Annotated in this window: 26 protein-coding genes; 3 read left to right on the top strand and 23 right to left on the bottom strand. The window is 45.5% G+C overall.

Annotated features, from left to right (window positions below):
- Window positions 1-2: 2 nt before the first annotated feature.
- The 23 genes from rplR to AAEY83_RS07300 all read right to left on the bottom strand — a co-directional run bounded on the left by rplR (window position 3) and on the right by AAEY83_RS07300 (window position 13931).
- Entirely contained in the window at window positions 3-353 is a 351-nt protein-coding gene (gene rplR, locus AAEY83_RS07410) for a 50S ribosomal protein L18 (RefSeq protein ID WP_025644381.1), read from the bottom strand.
- An 11-nt stretch (window positions 354-364) separates the two neighbouring features.
- Window positions 365-898, bottom strand: coding sequence for a 50S ribosomal protein L6 (gene rplF, locus AAEY83_RS07405; RefSeq protein ID WP_025644383.1), 534 nt, complete (start codon window positions 896-898; stop codon window positions 365-367).
- A gap of 263 nt (window positions 899-1161) precedes the next feature.
- A complete protein-coding gene (gene rpsH, locus AAEY83_RS07400; RefSeq protein ID WP_025644385.1) occupies window positions 1162-1560 on the bottom strand; it encodes a 30S ribosomal protein S8 in 399 nt (132 codons plus the stop codon).
- An 11-nt stretch (window positions 1561-1571) separates the two neighbouring features.
- On the bottom strand, window positions 1572-1877 hold the full coding sequence (gene rpsN / locus AAEY83_RS07395) for a 30S ribosomal protein S14 (RefSeq protein ID WP_025644387.1): 306 nt from the start codon (window positions 1875-1877) through the stop codon (window positions 1572-1574).
- 12 nt (window positions 1878-1889) lie between these two features.
- Window positions 1890-2426 carry a 50S ribosomal protein L5 gene (gene rplE, locus AAEY83_RS07390; RefSeq protein WP_025644388.1) on the bottom strand — a complete coding sequence of 179 codons (537 nt, stop codon included), beginning with the start codon at window positions 2424-2426 and terminating at the stop codon, window positions 1890-1892.
- 21 nt (window positions 2427-2447) lie between these two features.
- Window positions 2448-2765, bottom strand: a complete 318-nt coding sequence (gene rplX, locus AAEY83_RS07385) for a 50S ribosomal protein L24 (protein WP_025644390.1) — start codon at window positions 2763-2765, stop codon at window positions 2448-2450.
- A gap of 8 nt (window positions 2766-2773) precedes the next feature.
- Window positions 2774-3142, bottom strand: coding sequence for a 50S ribosomal protein L14 (rplN, locus tag AAEY83_RS07380; protein ID WP_025644392.1), 369 nt, complete (start codon window positions 3140-3142; stop codon window positions 2774-2776).
- A gap of 181 nt (window positions 3143-3323) precedes the next feature.
- Window positions 3324-3599, bottom strand: a complete 276-nt coding sequence (rpsQ, locus tag AAEY83_RS07375; protein WP_025644394.1) for a 30S ribosomal protein S17 — start codon at window positions 3597-3599, stop codon at window positions 3324-3326.
- Window positions 3596-3793 carry a 50S ribosomal protein L29 gene (gene rpmC / locus AAEY83_RS07370; protein WP_025644397.1) on the bottom strand — a complete coding sequence of 66 codons (198 nt, stop codon included), beginning with the start codon at window positions 3791-3793 and terminating at the stop codon, window positions 3596-3598. The genes rpsQ and rpmC overlap by 4 nt, the downstream gene beginning before the upstream one ends.
- The gene (gene rplP / locus AAEY83_RS07365) at window positions 3793-4206 is read right to left on the bottom strand and encodes a 50S ribosomal protein L16 (protein WP_025644399.1); all 414 of its coding nucleotides are present in this window, start codon (window positions 4204-4206) and stop codon (window positions 3793-3795) included. The genes rpmC and rplP overlap by 1 nt, the downstream gene beginning before the upstream one ends.
- A 3-nt stretch (window positions 4207-4209) precedes the next feature.
- Window positions 4210-4938 (bottom strand): 30S ribosomal protein S3, encoded by a 729-nt coding sequence (gene rpsC, locus AAEY83_RS07360; protein WP_025644406.1) that lies wholly within the window; start codon window positions 4936-4938, stop codon window positions 4210-4212.
- Window positions 4939-4941: 3 nt separating this feature from the next.
- Window positions 4942-5271: a 50S ribosomal protein L22 gene (rplV, locus tag AAEY83_RS07355; protein ID WP_025644408.1), complete on the bottom strand. Its 330-nt coding sequence runs from the start codon at window positions 5269-5271 to the stop codon at window positions 4942-4944.
- Window positions 5272-5281: 10 nt separating this feature from the next.
- Window positions 5282-5557, bottom strand: coding sequence for a 30S ribosomal protein S19 (rpsS, locus tag AAEY83_RS07350; RefSeq protein ID WP_025644410.1), 276 nt, complete (start codon window positions 5555-5557; stop codon window positions 5282-5284).
- An 11-nt stretch (window positions 5558-5568) separates the two neighbouring features.
- Window positions 5569-6399, bottom strand: coding sequence for a 50S ribosomal protein L2 (rplB, locus tag AAEY83_RS07345; protein ID WP_025644412.1), 831 nt, complete (start codon window positions 6397-6399; stop codon window positions 5569-5571).
- A gap of 11 nt (window positions 6400-6410) precedes the next feature.
- On the bottom strand, window positions 6411-6761 hold the full coding sequence (gene rplW / locus AAEY83_RS07340; protein WP_025644414.1) for a 50S ribosomal protein L23: 351 nt from the start codon (window positions 6759-6761) through the stop codon (window positions 6411-6413).
- Window positions 6758-7360 (bottom strand): 50S ribosomal protein L4, encoded by a 603-nt coding sequence (rplD, locus tag AAEY83_RS07335; protein ID WP_025644417.1) that lies wholly within the window; start codon window positions 7358-7360, stop codon window positions 6758-6760. The genes rplW and rplD overlap by 4 nt, the downstream gene beginning before the upstream one ends.
- A 14-nt stretch (window positions 7361-7374) precedes the next feature.
- Window positions 7375-8013, bottom strand: coding sequence for a 50S ribosomal protein L3 (gene rplC / locus AAEY83_RS07330; RefSeq protein WP_025644419.1), 639 nt, complete (start codon window positions 8011-8013; stop codon window positions 7375-7377).
- Window positions 8014-8061: 48 nt separating this feature from the next.
- Window positions 8062-8373 (bottom strand): 30S ribosomal protein S10, encoded by a 312-nt coding sequence (gene rpsJ / locus AAEY83_RS07325; RefSeq protein WP_025644420.1) that lies wholly within the window; start codon window positions 8371-8373, stop codon window positions 8062-8064.
- 334 nt (window positions 8374-8707) lie between these two features.
- Window positions 8708-10348 (bottom strand): Rne/Rng family ribonuclease, encoded by a 1641-nt coding sequence (locus tag AAEY83_RS07320; protein WP_025644422.1) that lies wholly within the window; start codon window positions 10346-10348, stop codon window positions 8708-8710.
- Window positions 10349-10480: 132 nt separating this feature from the next.
- Window positions 10481-11140, bottom strand: a complete 660-nt coding sequence (locus AAEY83_RS07315; protein WP_037058727.1) for a Maf family protein — start codon at window positions 11138-11140, stop codon at window positions 10481-10483.
- 113 nt (window positions 11141-11253) lie between these two features.
- Window positions 11254-11739 (bottom strand): rod shape-determining protein MreD, encoded by a 486-nt coding sequence (mreD, locus tag AAEY83_RS07310; protein ID WP_025644425.1) that lies wholly within the window; start codon window positions 11737-11739, stop codon window positions 11254-11256.
- Between the two features lie 146 nt (window positions 11740-11885).
- On the bottom strand, window positions 11886-12737 hold the full coding sequence (gene mreC, locus AAEY83_RS07305; protein WP_025644427.1) for a rod shape-determining protein MreC: 852 nt from the start codon (window positions 12735-12737) through the stop codon (window positions 11886-11888).
- A 156-nt stretch (window positions 12738-12893) separates the two neighbouring features.
- Window positions 12894-13931 carry a rod shape-determining protein gene (locus AAEY83_RS07300; RefSeq protein ID WP_025644429.1) on the bottom strand — a complete coding sequence of 346 codons (1038 nt, stop codon included), beginning with the start codon at window positions 13929-13931 and terminating at the stop codon, window positions 12894-12896.
- A 664-nt stretch (window positions 13932-14595) separates the two neighbouring features.
- Between AAEY83_RS07300 and gatC the strand changes: the two genes are divergently transcribed.
- The 3 genes from gatC to AAEY83_RS07285 all read left to right on the top strand — a co-directional run bounded on the left by gatC (window position 14596) and on the right by AAEY83_RS07285 (window position 16973).
- Window positions 14596-14922 carry an Asp-tRNA(Asn)/Glu-tRNA(Gln) amidotransferase subunit GatC gene (gene gatC, locus AAEY83_RS07295; protein WP_025644431.1) on the top strand — a complete coding sequence of 109 codons (327 nt, stop codon included), beginning with the start codon at window positions 14596-14598 and terminating at the stop codon, window positions 14920-14922.
- Between the two features lie 119 nt (window positions 14923-15041).
- On the top strand, window positions 15042-16538 hold the full coding sequence (gatA, locus tag AAEY83_RS07290) for an Asp-tRNA(Asn)/Glu-tRNA(Gln) amidotransferase subunit GatA (protein WP_025644433.1): 1497 nt from the start codon (window positions 15042-15044) through the stop codon (window positions 16536-16538).
- Window positions 16539-16634: 96 nt separating this feature from the next.
- Window positions 16635-16973, top strand: coding sequence for a hypothetical protein (locus AAEY83_RS07285; protein WP_025644435.1), 339 nt, complete (start codon window positions 16635-16637; stop codon window positions 16971-16973).
- The last annotated feature ends 16 nt before the right edge of the window (window positions 16974-16989 follow it).

The raw sequence follows: 16989 nt of genomic DNA, 5'->3' as shown, positions 1-16989 counted from the left end.
GATTAAAACTCCAATCCATTTTCGCGAGCAGCTTCAGCTAAAGCTTTTACTCGACCATGATATTTAAAACCACTACGGTCAAAGGCAACTTTCGTAATACCAGCTGCTTTTGCGCGTTCTGCGATCATTTGTCCTACAGACGTCGCTGCATCAGCGTTACCAGTCGCGCCTGAACGCAAGCTGCTGTCTAAGGTAGATGCCTGAGCGATCACTTCACCACCGTTCGGAGAGATAATCTGGGCATAGATGTGCTTTGGTGTGCGGTTTACCGTAAGACGATTAACGCCTAAATGACGGATATGTGCACGGGTTTTTTTAGCTCGACGCAGACGAGCTGCTTTTTTATCAAACATGTCCTCTCACCTTATTTTTTCTTGGCTTCTTTGCGAATAATGCGCTCGTCACTATAACGAATACCTTTACCTTTGTAAGGCTCTGGCGGACGGAAACCACGGATATTAGCCGCTGCTTGACCAAGTTGCTGCTTATTGTTTGATTTCAAAACAATTTCAGTTTGCGTTGGCGTTTCAGCTGACACACTTTCAGGCAACGTATATTCTACTGGATGTGAATAACCAACGTTTAAGGTTACTTTATCGCCAGCAGCTTGTGCACGATAACCAACACCGATTAGCTGAAGGCGCTTCTCGAACCCTTCGCTAACGCCTTTAACGTGGTTGTTAAGTAAGGCGCGAACGGTGCCAGTGTGCATCATGGCTTCTTTTGAATCGACTGTAGGTGAGAGAATGATAGTATCATCTTCCTGTTTCAGCTCGACCAATTCATGCAGGTGTAAAGACATAGTACCGTTCTTGCCTTTCACTTCGACCTGCCGATCGTTCAAAGTAACACTTACGCCGCTAGGCAGTGTCACTGGGGCTTTAGCCACACGAGACATAGGAATATTCCTTAAAAAAATTAAAACATCTGTTAGCTGACCACTATCAAAACATAAATTAAATTCAGTTAGGATAATAGCGAAAAAACTAACAGGCTAAAAAGCGTGTTAGTTTATCATAATTGATCTTAATTAACACCTATCAATTTATAATTAGTAAGTGCTGATGTGATATCAGGCTTACAGCTATTCAAAAAAATAGTCTGTAAGCTTAATAAGATACAAATAGACTTTATCGTTTTATTGCGTAGCAGAAATGCTAATTAAGCAACAAATGCAACGATTTCACCACCGATACCAGCAGCGCGAGCAGCACGATCACTCATGATACCTTGACTGGTTGATACGATAGCCACACCCATACCTTGCTTAACAGTAGGGATATTGTCTTTACCGCGATGCTGGCGTAGGCCAGGACGGCTATAACGTTGAATAGTTTCGATGACAGCTTTGCCTTCGAAATATTTAAGCTCGATAGTTAATGTCGCTTTGTTGTTCGCTTCTTCGCTAACTTCAGCGCTGGCTACATAACCTTCACTAACCAAAAGGTCAGCGATAGATTTACGTAGTTTTGAGCTTGGCATAGCTACGGACACTTTATTAGCCATTTGTGCGTTGCGAATACGGGTTAGCATATCCCCAACAGTATCTTGCATACTCATGTGATTACTCCTTACCAGCTTGCTTTACGAACACCAGGCACATCGCCTTGCATGACACGCTCACGCAGCATATTGCGTGATAAGCCAAACTTGCGGAAGTAACCGTGAGGACGACCGGTGATAGCACAACGATTACGCAGACGTACTGGTGATGAGTTGCGTGGTAGAGCTTGTAGCTCTAACATTGCATCCATACGCTCTTCGTCACTTGCGTTGATGTCACTGATAGTTTCTTTTAGCTTCACACGCTTCTCAGCGTATTTAGCAACCATTTTTTCGCGCTTTAATTCGCGGTTGATCATGCTCTTCTTTGCCATAACGTCTTTACCTTATTTGAATGGGAAGCCGAATGCTTTGAGTAACGCACGACCTTCTTCATCAGAACTTGCTGACGTAGTGATTGTCACATCCATACCACGGATACGATCAATTTTATCATAGTCTACTTCTGGGAATACGATTTGCTCTTTGATACCCAATGAGTAGTTACCACGTCCGTCAAAAGCTTTAGGTGAAAAACCACGGAAGTCACGAATACGAGGAATCGCAATAGCAATGAGACGATCTAAAAATTCGTACATTTGCTCACCGCGAAGCGTTACTTTACAGCCAATTGGCCACTCTTCACGAATTTTGAAACCAGCAACTGATTTGCGTGCTTTGGTGACAACAGGCTTTTGACCAGCGATAGCGGTCATGTCTGCTACAGCACCTTCAAGTAACTTCTTATCTTGTGATGCGCCGCCGACACCCATGTTCAATGTGATTTTAGTGATTTTAGGCACTTGCATCACATTTTCTACACCGATCTCTTTTTGAATCTGCTGCTTGAGTTCATTGTTATATAAAGCTTTTAATCTTGCCATTACTATTACACCCTTAGTGTCTTACGCAGTCGCCACTACTTCACCATTTGAGCGATAAACGCGTTGTTTCACGCCTTCATCGTTCGTCTGATAAGTAATACGGTCTGCTTTTTGGGTTTGCGCATTTAAGATTGCGACATTTGAAATATGCAAAAAGGCTTCTTGCTTAACGATACCACCCTCGCTACCAGTCGCCTGATTTGGCTTTTGGTGTTTGGTGACGATGTTAATGCCTTCGACTTTGATGCGATCGTTTTTAACAGCTTGTACAGTACCTTGCTTGCCTTTGTCTTTACCAGCAATCACGATAACTGTATCGCCTTTACGTAATTTAGCCATGGGTTACCTCACAATACTTCTGGTGCTAGGGATACAATTTTCATAAACTGATCACCACGTAGTTCACGAGTTACCGGTCCAAAAATACGAGTTGCAATTGGTGCTTTGTTTTGGTTGAGCAATACCGCAGCATTGTCATCAAAACGAATCACTGAACCATCAGAGCGACGAACGCCTTTTTTGGTACGTACAACTACCGCATTCATCACGTCGCCTTTTTTGACACGACCACGAGGAATAGCTTCTTTAACCGTTATCTTAATGATATCGCCGACAGATGCATAACGACGATGAGAACCACCCAGTACTTTAATGCACTGAACTCTTCTTGCACCGCTATTGTCTGCAACTTCCAGCATAGATTCGACCTGAATCATAGCGTTACTCCACACGTATGAGCAATAAAAGCCAGTTGCTGCCGCTTGCACAGTATGAGTAAGCGGCAGGTTTATACTAGTAGCCGCATTTTACTCATAGGTGTGTGATAAACGCTCGGCGCAATCAGCATCCCTAAAAAGGCGGATATTTTAACAGCTTCTGACTTTCAATGCAATTTACTTAAATTTTTTCTACAGTTTCAACCACGTCAACTAAAGTCCAAGACTTTGTTTTTGAGATTGGACGCGTTTCTTTGATGCGGACAAGATCGCCTTGTTGGCAGACATTGTTCTCATCGTGGGCTTTGATTTTAGTAGAACGACGAAGCTGTTTGCCATACAAAGGATGACGAACCAGACGCTCAATCAAAACCGTGATGGACTTATCCATCTTGTTGCTCACAACACGTCCTGTTAGGACGCTAGCATTGGTAGTTGCTTGATTGTTATCGCTCATGAGTCGCCTCGTTGTTTCTCGTTGATCAAAGTCTGAAGCTGAGCAATCGTACGACGATTGGCACGTACTTCATGGGTGTTCCCCAACTGACCGGTTGCTTTAGCCATACGAATACGGAAAGCATCAAGTTGCTTTTCATCAAGTAACTGGGTCAGTTCTTCTAATGATTTATCACGTAATTCACTGATCTTCATTACATTATCGTCCGCTTAACAATGGTAGTTTTAAAGGGCAGTTTTGCTGCTGCAAGCGTTAAGGCATCGCGAGCAAGCTCTTCTGAAACCCCTTCGATTTCGTATAGCACTTTACCAGGTTTGATTTCGCAGACCCAATACTCGACAGGACCTTTACCTTTACCCATACGTACTTCTAGAGGCTTATTAGTAATTGGCTTGTCTGGGAAAACACGAATCCAAATCTTACCACCACGCTTAATCTTACGAGTGATAGTACGACGTGCTGCTTCAATTTGACGAGCAGTCATACGACCACGAGTCAAAGATTTTAGACCAATTTGTCCGAATGCAACGGTGCTTCCACGATGAGCGAGCCCTGTGTTACGACCTTTGTGCATTTTACGAAACTTGGTACGTTTTGGCTGTAACATAGTTTAACCTCTGTCTGAGTTTCGACGGTTTGAGTTTCCGCGACCACGGCGTTTTGGCGCACGAGTCTGCTCTTCTTTGACCGGATTATAAACACTGTTCATACCGTCAAGGATTTCACCGCGGAAGATCCAAACTTTTACACCGATAGTGCCGTAAGTCGTTTCCGCACGTATTGACGCATAATCAATGTCAGCACGTAGTGTGTGCAATGGCACACGACCTTCACGGTACCATTCAGTACGAGCAATCTCAGCGCCGCCTAGACGACCAGAGAGCTCAACTTTGATACCTTTCGCACCAGAGCGCATGCTGTTTTGTACCGCGCGCTTCATAGCACGGCGGAACATGACACGGCGCTCAAGCTGGCTACCGATACCGTCTGCTACCAGACGAGCATCAAGATCAGGCGAGGTAATCTCTTCGATATTGACCTGAGCAGGTACGCCCATAATTTTGGTCAATTCTTTTTGCAATCTTTCGATATCTTCGCCTTTCTTACCGATAACGATACCAGGACGCGCAGTGGCGATGGTAATCTTAGCGGCGCCAGTAGGACGCTCGATCGTGATGTTGCTGATCATCGCGTTGTCTAGCTTTTTGCGCAAGTATTCACGAACTTGGATGTCGTTGATGAGGTATTCTGAGTATTGCTTTGGATCAGCATACCAGTTTGCATTATGCTTTTTGACAACACCAAGACGAATTCCGATTGGATGTACTTTCTGACCCATAGCTTATTCTCCTACCTTTATAGTGATGTGACAGGTACGCTTACTGATACGATCAGCGCGACCCTTAGCACGTGGTAGGATACGCTTTAGCGTAATGCCTTCATCAACGTAGATAGTCGCAACTTTTAGGTCGTCGATATCTAGGCCGTGATTATGTTCGGCATTGGCGATGGCTGAGTTAAGGCATTTCTTAACAAAGACTGCGCCTTTTTTATTGCTATACGTTAGGATATCCAAAGCACGCTCAATCGGCTTGCCACGAACTTCATCAGCAACGAGTCTAACTTTTTGTGCCGAGATGGCGGCACCGCGTAATTTTGCAGTTACTTCCATGGTAAGCACCTTATCTTTTTGCTTTTCTGTCAATGCCATGACCACGATACGTACGAGTCGGGGCAAATTCACCTAGTTTATGACCAACCATCTGCTCGCTGATAATGACAGGTACGTGAGTACGGCCATTATGAACAGATAAGGTTAAGCCAACCATTTGGGGCAGAATCATCGAGCGACGCGACCATGTTTTAATGGGCTTGCGTGAGTTGGTGTCAATAGCATTCTCAACTTTGGCAAACAAATGCGCATCAATGAATGGACCTTTTTTCAATGAACGAGGCATGAAATTCTTCCTTATTTCTTCTTGGCGCGGCGGCGACGGATGATCATATTGTCAGTACGCTTATTATGACGCGTTTTAAGTCCTTTAGACTTCTGACCCCAAGGGCTAGTTGGATGGCGACCTTTAACACGACCTTCACCACCACCATGTGGGTGATCAACCGGGTTCATAGCGACACCACGGACTGAAGGACGAACACCACGCCAACGTGAGGCACCGGCTTTACCAAGTGACTTCAAGTTGTTTTCAGTGTTAGATACTTCACCAATAACCGCACGGCACTCAACGTGTACACGGCGAGTCTCGCCTGAACGTAGACGTAGAATCGCGTAGATACCATCACGGCCTAGTAGCTGTACGCTTGCACCCGCTGAACGAGCCATCTGTGCGCCTTTACCGATTTTTAATTCGATATTATGGATCACAGTACCCAAAGGGATGTTTTTAAGCGGCATACAGTTGCCTGGACGAATTGGAGCCGTATCACCTGATAATACTGAATCACCAACTTTTTGCTTCTTAGCAGCAATAATATAACGGCGCTCACCATCAGCGTACTTAAGTAGAGCAATATGAGCAGTACGGTTAGGATCATATTCGATACGCTCAACCACAGCTGGGATATTGTCTTTAGTACGTTTGAAGTCAATGATACGATAATGATGCTTGTGACCACCGCCGATGTGGCGAGAAGTTATGCGACCATTGTTATTACGACCACCTGACTTACCTTTTGATTCGACAAGTGCTGCATAAGGACGACCTTTATAAAGGTGTGGATGCACCACTTTTTCAACAAAACGACGGCCTGGTGATGTTGGCTTTGCTTTTACGATAGGCATGAGTGTAATCCTTATTCGTTGTTCGCTGTTTCACTAGTAGAATCAGTCGTATTTGCGACCTCTTCACCAGCATCAGCCATTTGTACATCTTGACCAGCTTTTAAGGTAACATAGGCTTTTTTGAAGTCATTACGACGGCCGATGCTTCTACCAAAACGCTTTGTCTTACCTTTAACATTCAAAGTGTTCACCTTAGTGACTTCAACACCTTCAAACATCAACTCAACTGCTTTTTTGATTTCAAGCTTAGTGGCATTAGAATCAACTTTGAATACTTGCACACCAAATGAATCACCAAGCATTTGAGATTTTTCTGAGAATACAGGTCCTCTTAAGACCTGATAAAGTCTTGCGTTATTCATGCTAGTGCTTCCTCAAATTGTTTCGCAGCTTCAACTGACATGATGACTTTGTCAAAGGCGATCAAGCTCACTGGATCCACTTCAGATGTACCTAGTACATTGACGTGTGGAATATTGCGAGCAGCTAAATATAAATTCTCGTCAACTTCTTTGGTGACGATCAATGCGCGCGGCGCATCTAATTCATTTAGCTTTGCGATCAGCTCTTTGGTCTTAGGTGCAGAAACACTTATCTCTTCAACTAAAATCAAACGCTCTTGGCGAATGAGTTCAGCTAGGATGCACTGCATAGCACCGCGGTACATTTTGCGGTTAACTTTTTGTGACCAGTCTTGTGGCTTCGCAGCAAATGCGCGACCACCAGAACGCCAGATTGGGCTACGAATAGAGCCTGCACGAGCGCGACCAGTACCTTTTTGGCGCCATGGCTTGATGCCACCGCCAGAAACTTCGGCACGGGTTTTCTGCGCACGTGTACCTTGGCGAGCACCAGCTAAATAAGCGGTGACGACTTGATGCACTAATGCTTCGTTGAATTCACGACCAAAAGCCGTATCAGAAAGCTCAACCGCCGCACCTGTAACTGTTTTTAAATCCACGTTAATCCCCTTGCTTAGGCTTTGACTGACGGACGTACGATAACGTCGCCACCGGTGGCACCAGGGATGGCACCCTTGATGACAAGTAACCCTTTTTCAGCATCAACTGAGACCACTTCTAGGCCTTGTACGGTGACGCGCTTGTTACCCATCTGACCTGGCATCTTTTTGCCTTTGAATACTTTACCTGGTGACTGGTTTTGACCAGTTGAACCAAGGGCACGATGAGAGACTGAGTTACCATGAGTGGCGTCTTGCATGCTAAAGTTATGACGCTTTACGCCGCCTTGAAAGCCTTTACCTTTACTCTGTCCTGTGACATCAACAATCTGACCTTGTTCAAATAGGTCAGCTAGGATCTCACCACCAATCTCACGGCCTTCAAGGTCGCTATCATTGGTACGAAATTCCCAAACACCGCGGCCCGCTTTAACGCCAGCTTTTGCGAAGTGACCTTTTTGAGCTGCAGTTACGCGGCTGTCACGACGAGTGCCTGTGGTGATTTGAATGGCTTGATAGCCATCTACGTCATTACTTTTTACTTGAGTAATGCGGTTTGCATCGACCTCAATCACAGTAACAGGGATAGAAACACCTGCTTCTGTGAAGATTCGGGTCATGCCGCATTTTTTACCGACTAAACCGATCGCCATTTTAAACCTCTTTATATCTTCTATTAATGGATTGGGCGTTGTTGCGTATTAACCCAAAGCAATTTGGACGTCAACACCTGCCGCTAAATCTAACTTCATTAACGCGTCCACAGTTTTGTCAGTAGGCTGAACGATATCAACCATACGCTTGTGAGTACGGATTTCGTACTGGTCACGAGCGTCTTTGTTGACGTGTGGCGAGGTTAAAACGTCGAAGCGCTCAATGCGAGTCGGCAACGGTACAGGACCACAAACTTGCGCACCGGTGCGCTTTGCTGTATCAACAATCTCTTGTGCCGATTGATCAATCAGACGATGATCAAAAGACTTAAGACGGATACGGATTCTCTGGTTAGCCATGCCAGCAAGCTCCTAATATGTGCTTTGTTCATTCTTGCGCTGCAAGTGGATAAACATAAGCCGTTTGGTTAAAGATCTACTTTAAGCGGCTTCTTATTCTTTGTCAGACTTCTCTGAAAAATCAGGCTCTTGAAGAGAACCAGCAGCGTGCCAAAAGCAAAATAATTTAAAGCCCCGCCGACTCTTCCAGTTATCGGAAAAATCAGCAAAGCCATAATGAAATAGTGCTAGAAACGATGCTCTAGCTGTCATAGCAGCCGCTTTTTCTTAGGCGGATGCTTATAATTCAGTGGTGTGTATTATACACACCTTGTCGCTCATTGCAAGGGTAATATTAATCCAAAACGATATCGTATTGCTCTTGCGTGTATAAGTTCTCTACCTCAAAGGTAATAACTCGCCCTAGTAGATACTCCAGATCAGCGACAGTATCGGCCTCTGTGGTTAGCAGTAAGTCAATCACTGCTGCATGAGCGACTACCGTAAACTTCTTTGGCGAATTATAAGTACGCGCGCAGCGCATAATTTCGCGAAATATCTCAAAGCAGACAGTCTCAGCGGTTTTGACAAACCCGCGCCCCTCGCAAGTGGCACAAGGCTCACATAGCTGCTGACCTAAGGACTCACGCGTGCGCTTACGGGTCATCTCAACCAGACCCAGCTCGCTGACTTGGGTGATATTGGTTTTGGCATAATCTTCGGTCAATTGCTGCTGCAAGCTGCTTAGGACATCATCCTTATGCTCTTGCTCCAACATATCGATAAAGTCGAGAATAATAATACCGCCTAAATTACGCAGACGCAGCTGCCTTGCTATTGCATGCGTGGCTTCAAGGTTGGTTTTATAAACGGTATCCTCTAAGGATCTACCACCGACAAAGGAGCCAGTATTGACATCAATAGTGGTCATCGCTTCAGTTTGATCGATAATCAGATAGCCGCCTGATTTTAGGTTCACTCGGCGTTTTAGGGCATCGCTTAGATCGTCTTCAACACGGTGGACATCAAATAAAGCAGGCTCAGCGGTATAATGAATAATACGGTCATAAACAAAAGGCACAAACTCTTTGGCAAAGTAGCGTAGCTGCGCGTAGATTTGAGCATCATCGATGATGACCTTTTCGGTATCGATATGGACTAAATCACGGATGGAGCGTAGCGGCAACGATAGCTCTTGATAGATAAGCTCTGAGCTTTGATGATGTCTCATTTCTTGCCGGCGCGCACCGATAGTACGCCACAGCTGCAGCAGATAATAGATATCCTCTTCAAGCTTATTGACTGGGACACGCTCAGCGGCAGTACGCGCGATCAGGCCGCCTTGCAGATTAACCGTTTGCATCAGGCAAGTCAGCTCAGTCTTTAGGCGGCTGCGCTCCTCCTCGCCATCAATACGCTGAGAGATGCCGATATGATCACTAGATGGCAAATACACCAAATAACGTGACGGCAAAGAGATGTTAGTAGTAAGGCGCGCACCTTTACTGCCCAGCTGATCTTTAGTGACTTGTACTAAAATGCGCTGACCTTCATGCAGGCGATGTTGAATGAGGTTTTGGCTAGCCGCAGAGACGATTTCAGTGGTTTTGACCGCTGTACTTTCAGCGCTGACTACCGGCGGCGTAGCAGCGAGTGTCGACACTAAGCTTTCAGCTTTATCTTGTTGCATCTTAAGCGTGCTGGTCGTTTGGCTGTTACTGGCTGGATCTGGCTTTTGGCTAGGCTCGCTTTTACTGACAGCTCTAGGCGGACGCTGCATATCGTTGACATGCAAAAAAGCAGTACGCGATTGGCCGATGTCGACGAATGCAGCTTGCATACCAGGCAGCACTCGTACCACTGTTCCTAAATAGATGTTGCCAACTAAGCCAAGTTTATGATGGCGCTCAATGTAGATCTCACTGAGTACCCCATTATCCATAACTGCTACGCGCGACTCCATCGGACTAACATTGATCAGCAGCTCTTCAGACATAATGCCTCTTCTTATATGGTCTTATATGACACAGCTTTAATGACAGTGACTCTCGTTAAGGATTTATAGTGTAGCAAATAGCACGCGCATCTGCCCACTCCCCTGCCGTATCATTATGTGAGTTTGCTCCTCTTAGCTAACTTGCAGCTCATCAATCAAAGCGACAGTCTGCGCCAAAGGTAAACCGACGACATTGGTATAACTGCCGCTGATACGAGTAACCCAAGCAGCTGCTAAGCCCTGAATACCATAGCCGCCCGCCTTGTCTGCTGGCTCACCGCTGTCCCAATAGCTATCCATCATTGCCTGAGTTAACGGGATAAAGCTGACATCGGTACTCTCCATCATTTGCCGCTCGGCTGTGATCTGCCACAGCTCTACCCCCTTATCATCGCAAGTAAGCTGCACTTTTACCGCACGTACTGCCGTCCAGACTTGATGAGTACTATCAGACATCTGCTGCCACATGCTATGCGCATGAGCGCGATCGACTGGCTTGACCAAAACCGTCTTGCCATCAGCTAGCACGCCAATGGTATCTGCGGTCAACACAATAGCCGTTGGCGTGCTTGAGATACTCGTACGCTCAGTACGATCCGCTAGCTGTAAATTCAACTGCTCAATAGCTGCATCAGACTTATCTTTGACCATCCGCTTTATATAAGTGGTCGGCAGCTCATCGGTAAGAGGCGTCTCATCGATATCGACACTCATAGTGTCAAAGCGCAATTGCGCCAAATCTAGCAGCTCACGACGACGCGGTGAGCCAGACGCTAAAATGATAGTAGACATAATACTTTTAGGGTTCTTAGGATTGATTGCTTACAGGTTTATTGATAAAAGCGCGGATTTATAGCATCGCAAAAGCTTATGGTTAGGCTTAGTTTATAAGCCTATGATTGAGCTTAACGAGTAAACTTGCGTAAAACTAAAAGCACCAAAGGCCAACTAATGATACTTAACGCTAATGCAAAAGCGGACTGAGCGATAAAAGTGCTTTGGGTGATTAGTTGTAATAACCAAAGCGTCGATTGAAATACCAACAAGCTTATAGTGGCGACTATCCAAGCGCTAAGCGTATTTAACTGCTTGAGATAAATACTAGAGAGCCTAATCGTAAAGGCCACGACCACAGCAGCAAAAGCCTGCTGACCAAGAAGGCTATCGGTCAATAAATCAGCGATAAGACCTATAGTAAAGGCAAGAAAGACACCGGCATAACGTGGCTGGAATAATAGCCAAAAAATAAGCACCATCACCATAAATAAAGGTCGTAGCGCAGCCAAATACTGACCCAAAGGATAGACGCTAAGCGATGAAGCGACAATAAAGCTCAGCACCATAGCGCTTATCAATAGCCCAGTAGGATGTTCAGAGTCCGGATACGCCATAACTGCTACCTGTACGAAAGCTTAGCGAGTATTGCTGATAGGTTTGCTAAACATAGATAAAAAACCTTACAGCCTGCTGTTTAAGTTACGATTAGAAGTGATACTGATAAGGCTCTTAGCGGCTTAGTTAATGACTAGCTGTTTCTCTAATTCGCTAACTCACGAATCGTGCGCTCTTTATCCTGTAGCACTAAGACGTAGGCGTTATCCACAAAATTGGCCGCGGGCGTCACCTTAATGCTCTTAAAGTTATCCGCTTGCGTATCTTCGATATGTGCAATCGTACCGACGCGGTAGCCTGCTGGAATACGGCCGCCAAGGCCTGAGGATATCAGCACATCACCAACGCGCACATCTGAGGTCTTAAACACATAATTTAGACTCAAAGAGGTCGGCAGACCGACGCCTGTCACAATCGCGCGCTGACCGGTGCGCTTGACTGTTACCGCCACAGATTGCTGCTCATCACTTATGAGTAATACACGGCTGGTATTGGGATAGACGTTAATGACTTGCCCTAATATGCCATGCTCATCGATGACGGTTTGTGCCACTTGGACGCCATCGCGCTCGCCTTTGTTAATCACCACGATTTGCTTGAGCAGGTTGGTATCGGTGCCAATAACTTGCGCCAGATTGAGATCAAACTGCTCAGGTCTTGTGGTTGATAAAATACCTTGCAAGCGTGCGTTTTGTGCCAAGATATAATCTTGCTGCTGAAGCTTGGCCTGCGCGTGTAGCAACTGCGACTTGAGTTGCACATTCTCACGGCGCAGCGACTCTTTGGACTGTAGCCTTCCACTCGCCCAATGTTTGGCGTAGCTTGGGAGCAGCGCTGATTGATAAATCGGCTGCATAGAGGCGTGGCTAGTATCGCGTATCGGCTTGAACCATTCTGGATTCTTACTATCAAACCACATCAAAACCAACGCCACTATCAGAGCGATAGCAGTGACGCGTAATGATAAAGGCTGACGAGCAAAAATACTGGGAGTCATATAAGATCTAGCTTCTTTAAAGAGTATAAGGGCTAAGCGGTGATTAAATATCTATAACTGATAGCAATAAAGGCCGCCTTATGACCGCCTTTATCGATAAATTTAATGAGGGTTGCTCATTTACTAAGCTGCCCATTGACTTAGACGCTTAAGCGGTTAAACGAAGATCATATTCAAGCTTTTGTTATTAATAAAATCAAGCGCCATACCGCCGCCGCGACTAACACAAGTTAATGGATCTTCAGCGACTGTCACCGGTAGGCCGGTCTCTCTTGAGACAAGCTTATCCAAATCGCGTAGCAAAGCACCGCCGCCGGTCAAGACGATACCGCGCTCAGCGATGTCCGAAGACAGCTCAGGCGGGGTCTGCTCAAGCGCGGCTTTGACCGCACTGACGATACCACTTAGCGGATCACTTAACGCTTTTTGAATCTCTTGCGAATTGATCGTAAAGGTTTTAGGCACCCCTTCAGCCATACTACGGCCACGAACCTCTACTTCTAGCTGCTCTTCTTCATTGAGCGCTGAACCGACTTCAGTCTTGATGCGCTCGGCAGTGGTTTCACCTATCACGCAGCCGTGAGTACGGCGCACATGCGTGATGATCGCTTCATCAAAGATATCACCGCCAATACGGATAGACTCAGCATAAACACAGCCCGATAGCGCGATAACTGCAATCTCAGTAGTACCGCCGCCAATATCGACCACCATAGAGCCACTTGCTTCATGGACAGGCATGCCAGCACCAATAGCCGCTGCCATTGGCTCCTCTAGCAACAAGACTTTGCTTGCACCTGCTGAAGATACCGCTTCACGAATGGCTTTGCGCTCTACTAGCGTTGACTTACAAGGTACACAAACCACCACGTTAGGCTGAGCCAAAAAGCGTTTCGCCTTTACCTTAGTAATGAAGTGTTTGAGCATCTTTTGCGTCACTTCAAAATCAGCGATGACGCCATCTTTTAAAGGCCTAATAGCGGTAATGTTCGCCGGCGTTCGACCTAGCATTTGCTTGGCATCGATACCTACCGCCGCAACCGTCGGATTTTGAGTGCGATTGCTGCGCAAAGCAACGACTGTTGGCTCATCGAGCACTACCCCTTTATTAGGGATAAAAATTAAGGTGTTGGCAGTGCCAAGATCAATGGCGATATTACTTGATAAAAATCCAAACAGGTTCATGACTATTATATCCAGCGTCTTACAAATGAAGGCAAATGAGGCGAATGAAACGGCTAAGGCGTACTTATTGGCAGTGTAAGGTCGGTATTTACCGCCTATGGTAACGAAAGCTTACCTATACAACAAGAGGGCCCTAAACTACAAAGATGAAAGTGGGCTAAATTATACCGATTTAGGATGAAAAAAACATGGCTATTTACAGGAGTGAAGTAATAAATAACATCTTAAATGCTAGAATTTGTTACAAAAACTAAAGCGATGCCGTTCATAATTGATGCCGTTTTTAATTAGTGTAACTAAGATACAAGGTATTATCTGTCTATGCTAGTTTTTATTACGACGCTGTACTCATCAAAACAGATTTATAGCTGAGACAACCTCTCTTTAAGAAGTAGTGAAATGCCGGTAGAAGTAACGGCAAGAATAATAGAAATAAAGAGCAAATTTAGGACAACATCGTCAATACATTGTGGTCAATTGGTGGCTAATGTGCACCTCTACTCTGTAAACTTAGCTTAGATGCTTTATAATAACACTCATATGACTATCGCGTATCAGCTCGCCCTTTGAGATTTTGAATTTTAAGCTTTTGAATACAGATAAGCGTCTCTTATTAATGAGACTTATCAAGGGGCCACAGCACTTTTATTATTTACCTTTCGTTGGAGAAATTATGTCACAGCAAGCACCCGACAAAACCTCTATTGAGCACGACCATGTGAGCCGTGAAGAGATTTTAGAAATCGCTACCTTAGCACGTTTAGGAGTGGATACAGACACCGCTGGTAGCTACGCTGAAGATATCAGTAAAGTATTAGGCCTGATGAAAACTCTAGGCGGCGTTGATACTACAGGTATTAAGGCTTTATCTAATATCCATGAAGTCTGCCAAGAACTACGCAGCGACGTCGCCAAACATGATATCGACCGCGAGCGTAACCAGTCTATGGCGCCTGCAGTCGAAGACGGTCTCTATCTCGTACCGCAAGTAATTGAATAGCCTATAGATACGAGCTTATTAGGACCTTTTACTTTTATTTCTCAACTGGCTTTTTTCACTAGCTTTATAACTACTAGCTTTATAACTCTTAGCCTTATAACTATAACGGACGACACCTTATGTCTGAGATGCATCTCTTATCTACCGAGCAGCTGATTACAGGCTTGCAGGACAAGCAATTCAGCAGTCTTGAGCTGACCGAACACTATATCAAGCGTATAGAAAACTTAGATAACCAGGTTAATAGCTTTATTACTACAACCTTTGATAGCGCTCGTGCGCAAGCTAGCGCCGCTGATGCTATGCGTACTCAAGGCGACAAACGCCCACTGCTAGGCGTACCAATGGCGCACAAAGATATCTTTTGTACTCAAGGGGTATTGACCACTTGTGGCTCGAAGATGCTGCATAACTTTATCTCGCCTTATGACGCCACTATCGTCAGTAACATCCGCGAGGCTGGGATGATTAATCTAGGTAAGCTCAATATGGATGAGTTTGCGATGGGCTCAGACAATAGCAGCTCATACTATGGCAAGGTGCAAAACCCTTGGAACCTAGAGCGCGTTCCTGGTGGCTCATCAGGGGGTAGCGCGGCAGCAGTAGCGGCAGGCTTTGTACCTATGGCAACCGCTAGCGATACCGGCGGCTCTATTCGTCAGCCGGCATCGTTTTGTGGTTTAACCGGTATTAAGCCCACTTATGGCCGCGTCTCGCGTTTTGGCATGATTGCTTATGCGTCAAGTCTCGATCAAGCAGGCACTATGGGTCGTAGCGCGCAAGACTGCGCTTATCTTTTGCAGCCTATGGTCAGCCATGATGAGCGCGATGCTACCTCCGTCAAACATGACATTCCAGACTATGTACAAGATATCAAAGACGCTGAAGCTGCAGCGGGTGACAAGCCTCTTGATGGTCTGCGTATCGGTGTCGCAAAAGAATACTTCACCAAAGGTTTGAACAAAGAGGTCGAACAAACCGTGCGCGCGGCACTAAAACAATACGAGGCGCTTGGCGCGACGATTGTAGAGGTTAACATTACTAACCCTGACATCACGCTCGCGACTTATTATATGTTGGCCCCTGCTGAGGCTTCCTCTAACTTGTCACGCTTCGATGGCGTGCGCTTTGGCTATCGCTGCGAAGAGCCAAAAGATTTGACTGATCTTTACACGCGCTCACGTTCTGAAGGTTTTGGTCCTGAGGTGCAGCGCCGTATCTTGACCGGCACCTATGCGCTATCTGCAGGCTACTTTGATGCTTATTATACCAAAGCACAAAAAGTACGCCGTATGATTGTTGAGGACTTCGACAAGGCCTTTACTCATTGCGATGTCATCGCCAGTCCTACTGCGCCAACTGCTGCTTATAAACTCAGTGACAACTTAGATCCAGCCGCTATGTATCTAGGCGACGTTTATACTATCGGGGTCAATTTGGCAGGCTTGCCAGCACTTAGCCAACCAGTAGGTCTAACCTCTGAGGGCTTACCTGTCGGTCTACAGCTCATTGGTCAGTATTGGCAAGAGAGTAAACTGCTGAGCACCGCGCATCTGTTTCAGCAACATACCGATCATCACTTGCAAAACTCGCTTATCGCGAAGCAAAACGTATAAGTTATCTGTTGATGGTCAAATCACTTACGGTATAAGACTACTTGGTTTCGCTGATTGGTTTTGCTGAGTAAAACTGGACTCTAATAAGGATATAAGATGACTGTTATCGATATGTTGAAACAAGATTACGGCTTAGATAATGACCAAGCAGCTGGCTTGCAGGCTAAGCTAAAAGAGTTAGAGGCGTTTTTTGATAAAAACTTTGAAGATAGTCCAAGCTTTTTCAAGACTTTCTATAGCAAGTTTGAAGAGACGATTGCTCCTTACGGTTTTGAAGAAAGGAATGCAAAGCAGGCTGAGCCTTTGGTAAGTGATCTGTATTTGCAAGGCGATTTTAAGATCTTGGTCAGCTACATTATCCCCGCTTATTATCAAAGCGGCGGCGATAGTGAGGTTTTCTCAGATACTTATACCCAACTGATGAACAGCTATTAAAGTCTGAAAGCGAGCC

It is taken from the genome of Psychrobacter sp. TB20-MNA-CIBAN-0197 (genome assembly GCF_040309765.1).
Taxonomy (GTDB): Bacteria; Pseudomonadota; Gammaproteobacteria; order Pseudomonadales; family Moraxellaceae; genus Psychrobacter; species Psychrobacter submarinus.
The sequence above is the reverse complement of the archived record's forward strand: the minus strand, read 5'-3'. Positions and strand labels throughout refer to the sequence as shown.

What these genes read in the sequence shown, in the direction of transcription:
- rplR (WP_025644381.1), bottom strand. Translation starts at nt 353, where the DNA reads ATGTTTGATAAAAAAGCAGCTCGTCTGCGTCGAGCTAAAAAAACCCGT.
- rplF (WP_025644383.1), bottom strand. Translation starts at nt 898, where the DNA reads ATGTCTCGTGTGGCTAAAGCCCCAGTGACACTGCCTAGCGGCGTAAGT.
- rpsH (WP_025644385.1), bottom strand. Translation starts at nt 1,560, where the DNA reads ATGAGTATGCAAGATACTGTTGGGGATATGCTAACCCGTATTCGCAAC.
- rpsN (WP_025644387.1), bottom strand. Translation starts at nt 1,877, where the DNA reads ATGGCAAAGAAGAGCATGATCAACCGCGAATTAAAGCGCGAAAAAATG.
- rplE (WP_025644388.1), bottom strand. Translation starts at nt 2,426, where the DNA reads ATGGCAAGATTAAAAGCTTTATATAACAATGAACTCAAGCAGCAGATT.
- rplX (WP_025644390.1), bottom strand. Translation starts at nt 2,765, where the DNA reads ATGGCTAAATTACGTAAAGGCGATACAGTTATCGTGATTGCTGGTAAA.
- rplN (WP_025644392.1), bottom strand. Translation starts at nt 3,142, where the DNA reads ATGATTCAGGTCGAATCTATGCTGGAAGTTGCAGACAATAGCGGTGCA.
- rpsQ (WP_025644394.1), bottom strand. Translation starts at nt 3,599, where the DNA reads ATGAGCGATAACAATCAAGCAACTACCAATGCTAGCGTCCTAACAGGA.
- rpmC (WP_025644397.1), bottom strand. Translation starts at nt 3,793, where the DNA reads ATGAAGATCAGTGAATTACGTGATAAATCATTAGAAGAACTGACCCAG.
- rplP (WP_025644399.1), bottom strand. Translation starts at nt 4,206, where the DNA reads ATGTTACAGCCAAAACGTACCAAGTTTCGTAAAATGCACAAAGGTCGT.
- rpsC (WP_025644406.1), bottom strand. Translation starts at nt 4,938, where the DNA reads ATGGGTCAGAAAGTACATCCAATCGGAATTCGTCTTGGTGTTGTCAAA.
- rplV (WP_025644408.1), bottom strand. Translation starts at nt 5,271, where the DNA reads ATGGAAGTAACTGCAAAATTACGCGGTGCCGCCATCTCGGCACAAAAA.
- rpsS (WP_025644410.1), bottom strand. Translation starts at nt 5,557, where the DNA reads ATGCCTCGTTCATTGAAAAAAGGTCCATTCATTGATGCGCATTTGTTT.
- rplB (WP_025644412.1), bottom strand. Translation starts at nt 6,399, where the DNA reads ATGCCTATCGTAAAAGCAAAGCCAACATCACCAGGCCGTCGTTTTGTT.
- rplW (WP_025644414.1), bottom strand. Translation starts at nt 6,761, where the DNA reads ATGAATAACGCAAGACTTTATCAGGTCTTAAGAGGACCTGTATTCTCA.
- rplC (WP_025644419.1), bottom strand. Translation starts at nt 8,013, where the DNA reads ATGGCGATCGGTTTAGTCGGTAAAAAATGCGGCATGACCCGAATCTTC.
- rpsJ (WP_025644420.1), bottom strand. Translation starts at nt 8,373, where the DNA reads ATGGCTAACCAGAGAATCCGTATCCGTCTTAAGTCTTTTGATCATCGT.
- AAEY83_RS07320 (WP_025644422.1), bottom strand. Translation starts at nt 10,348, where the DNA reads ATGTCTGAAGAGCTGCTGATCAATGTTAGTCCGATGGAGTCGCGCGTA.
- AAEY83_RS07315 (WP_037058727.1), bottom strand. Translation starts at nt 11,140, where the DNA reads ATGTCTACTATCATTTTAGCGTCTGGCTCACCGCGTCGTCGTGAGCTG.
- mreD (WP_025644425.1), bottom strand. Translation starts at nt 11,739, where the DNA reads ATGGCGTATCCGGACTCTGAACATCCTACTGGGCTATTGATAAGCGCT.
- mreC (WP_025644427.1), bottom strand. Translation starts at nt 12,737, where the DNA reads ATGACTCCCAGTATTTTTGCTCGTCAGCCTTTATCATTACGCGTCACT.
- gatC (WP_025644431.1), top strand. Translation starts at nt 14,596, where the DNA reads ATGTCACAGCAAGCACCCGACAAAACCTCTATTGAGCACGACCATGTG.
- gatA (WP_025644433.1), top strand. Translation starts at nt 15,042, where the DNA reads ATGTCTGAGATGCATCTCTTATCTACCGAGCAGCTGATTACAGGCTTG.
- AAEY83_RS07285 (WP_025644435.1), top strand. Translation starts at nt 16,635, where the DNA reads ATGACTGTTATCGATATGTTGAAACAAGATTACGGCTTAGATAATGAC.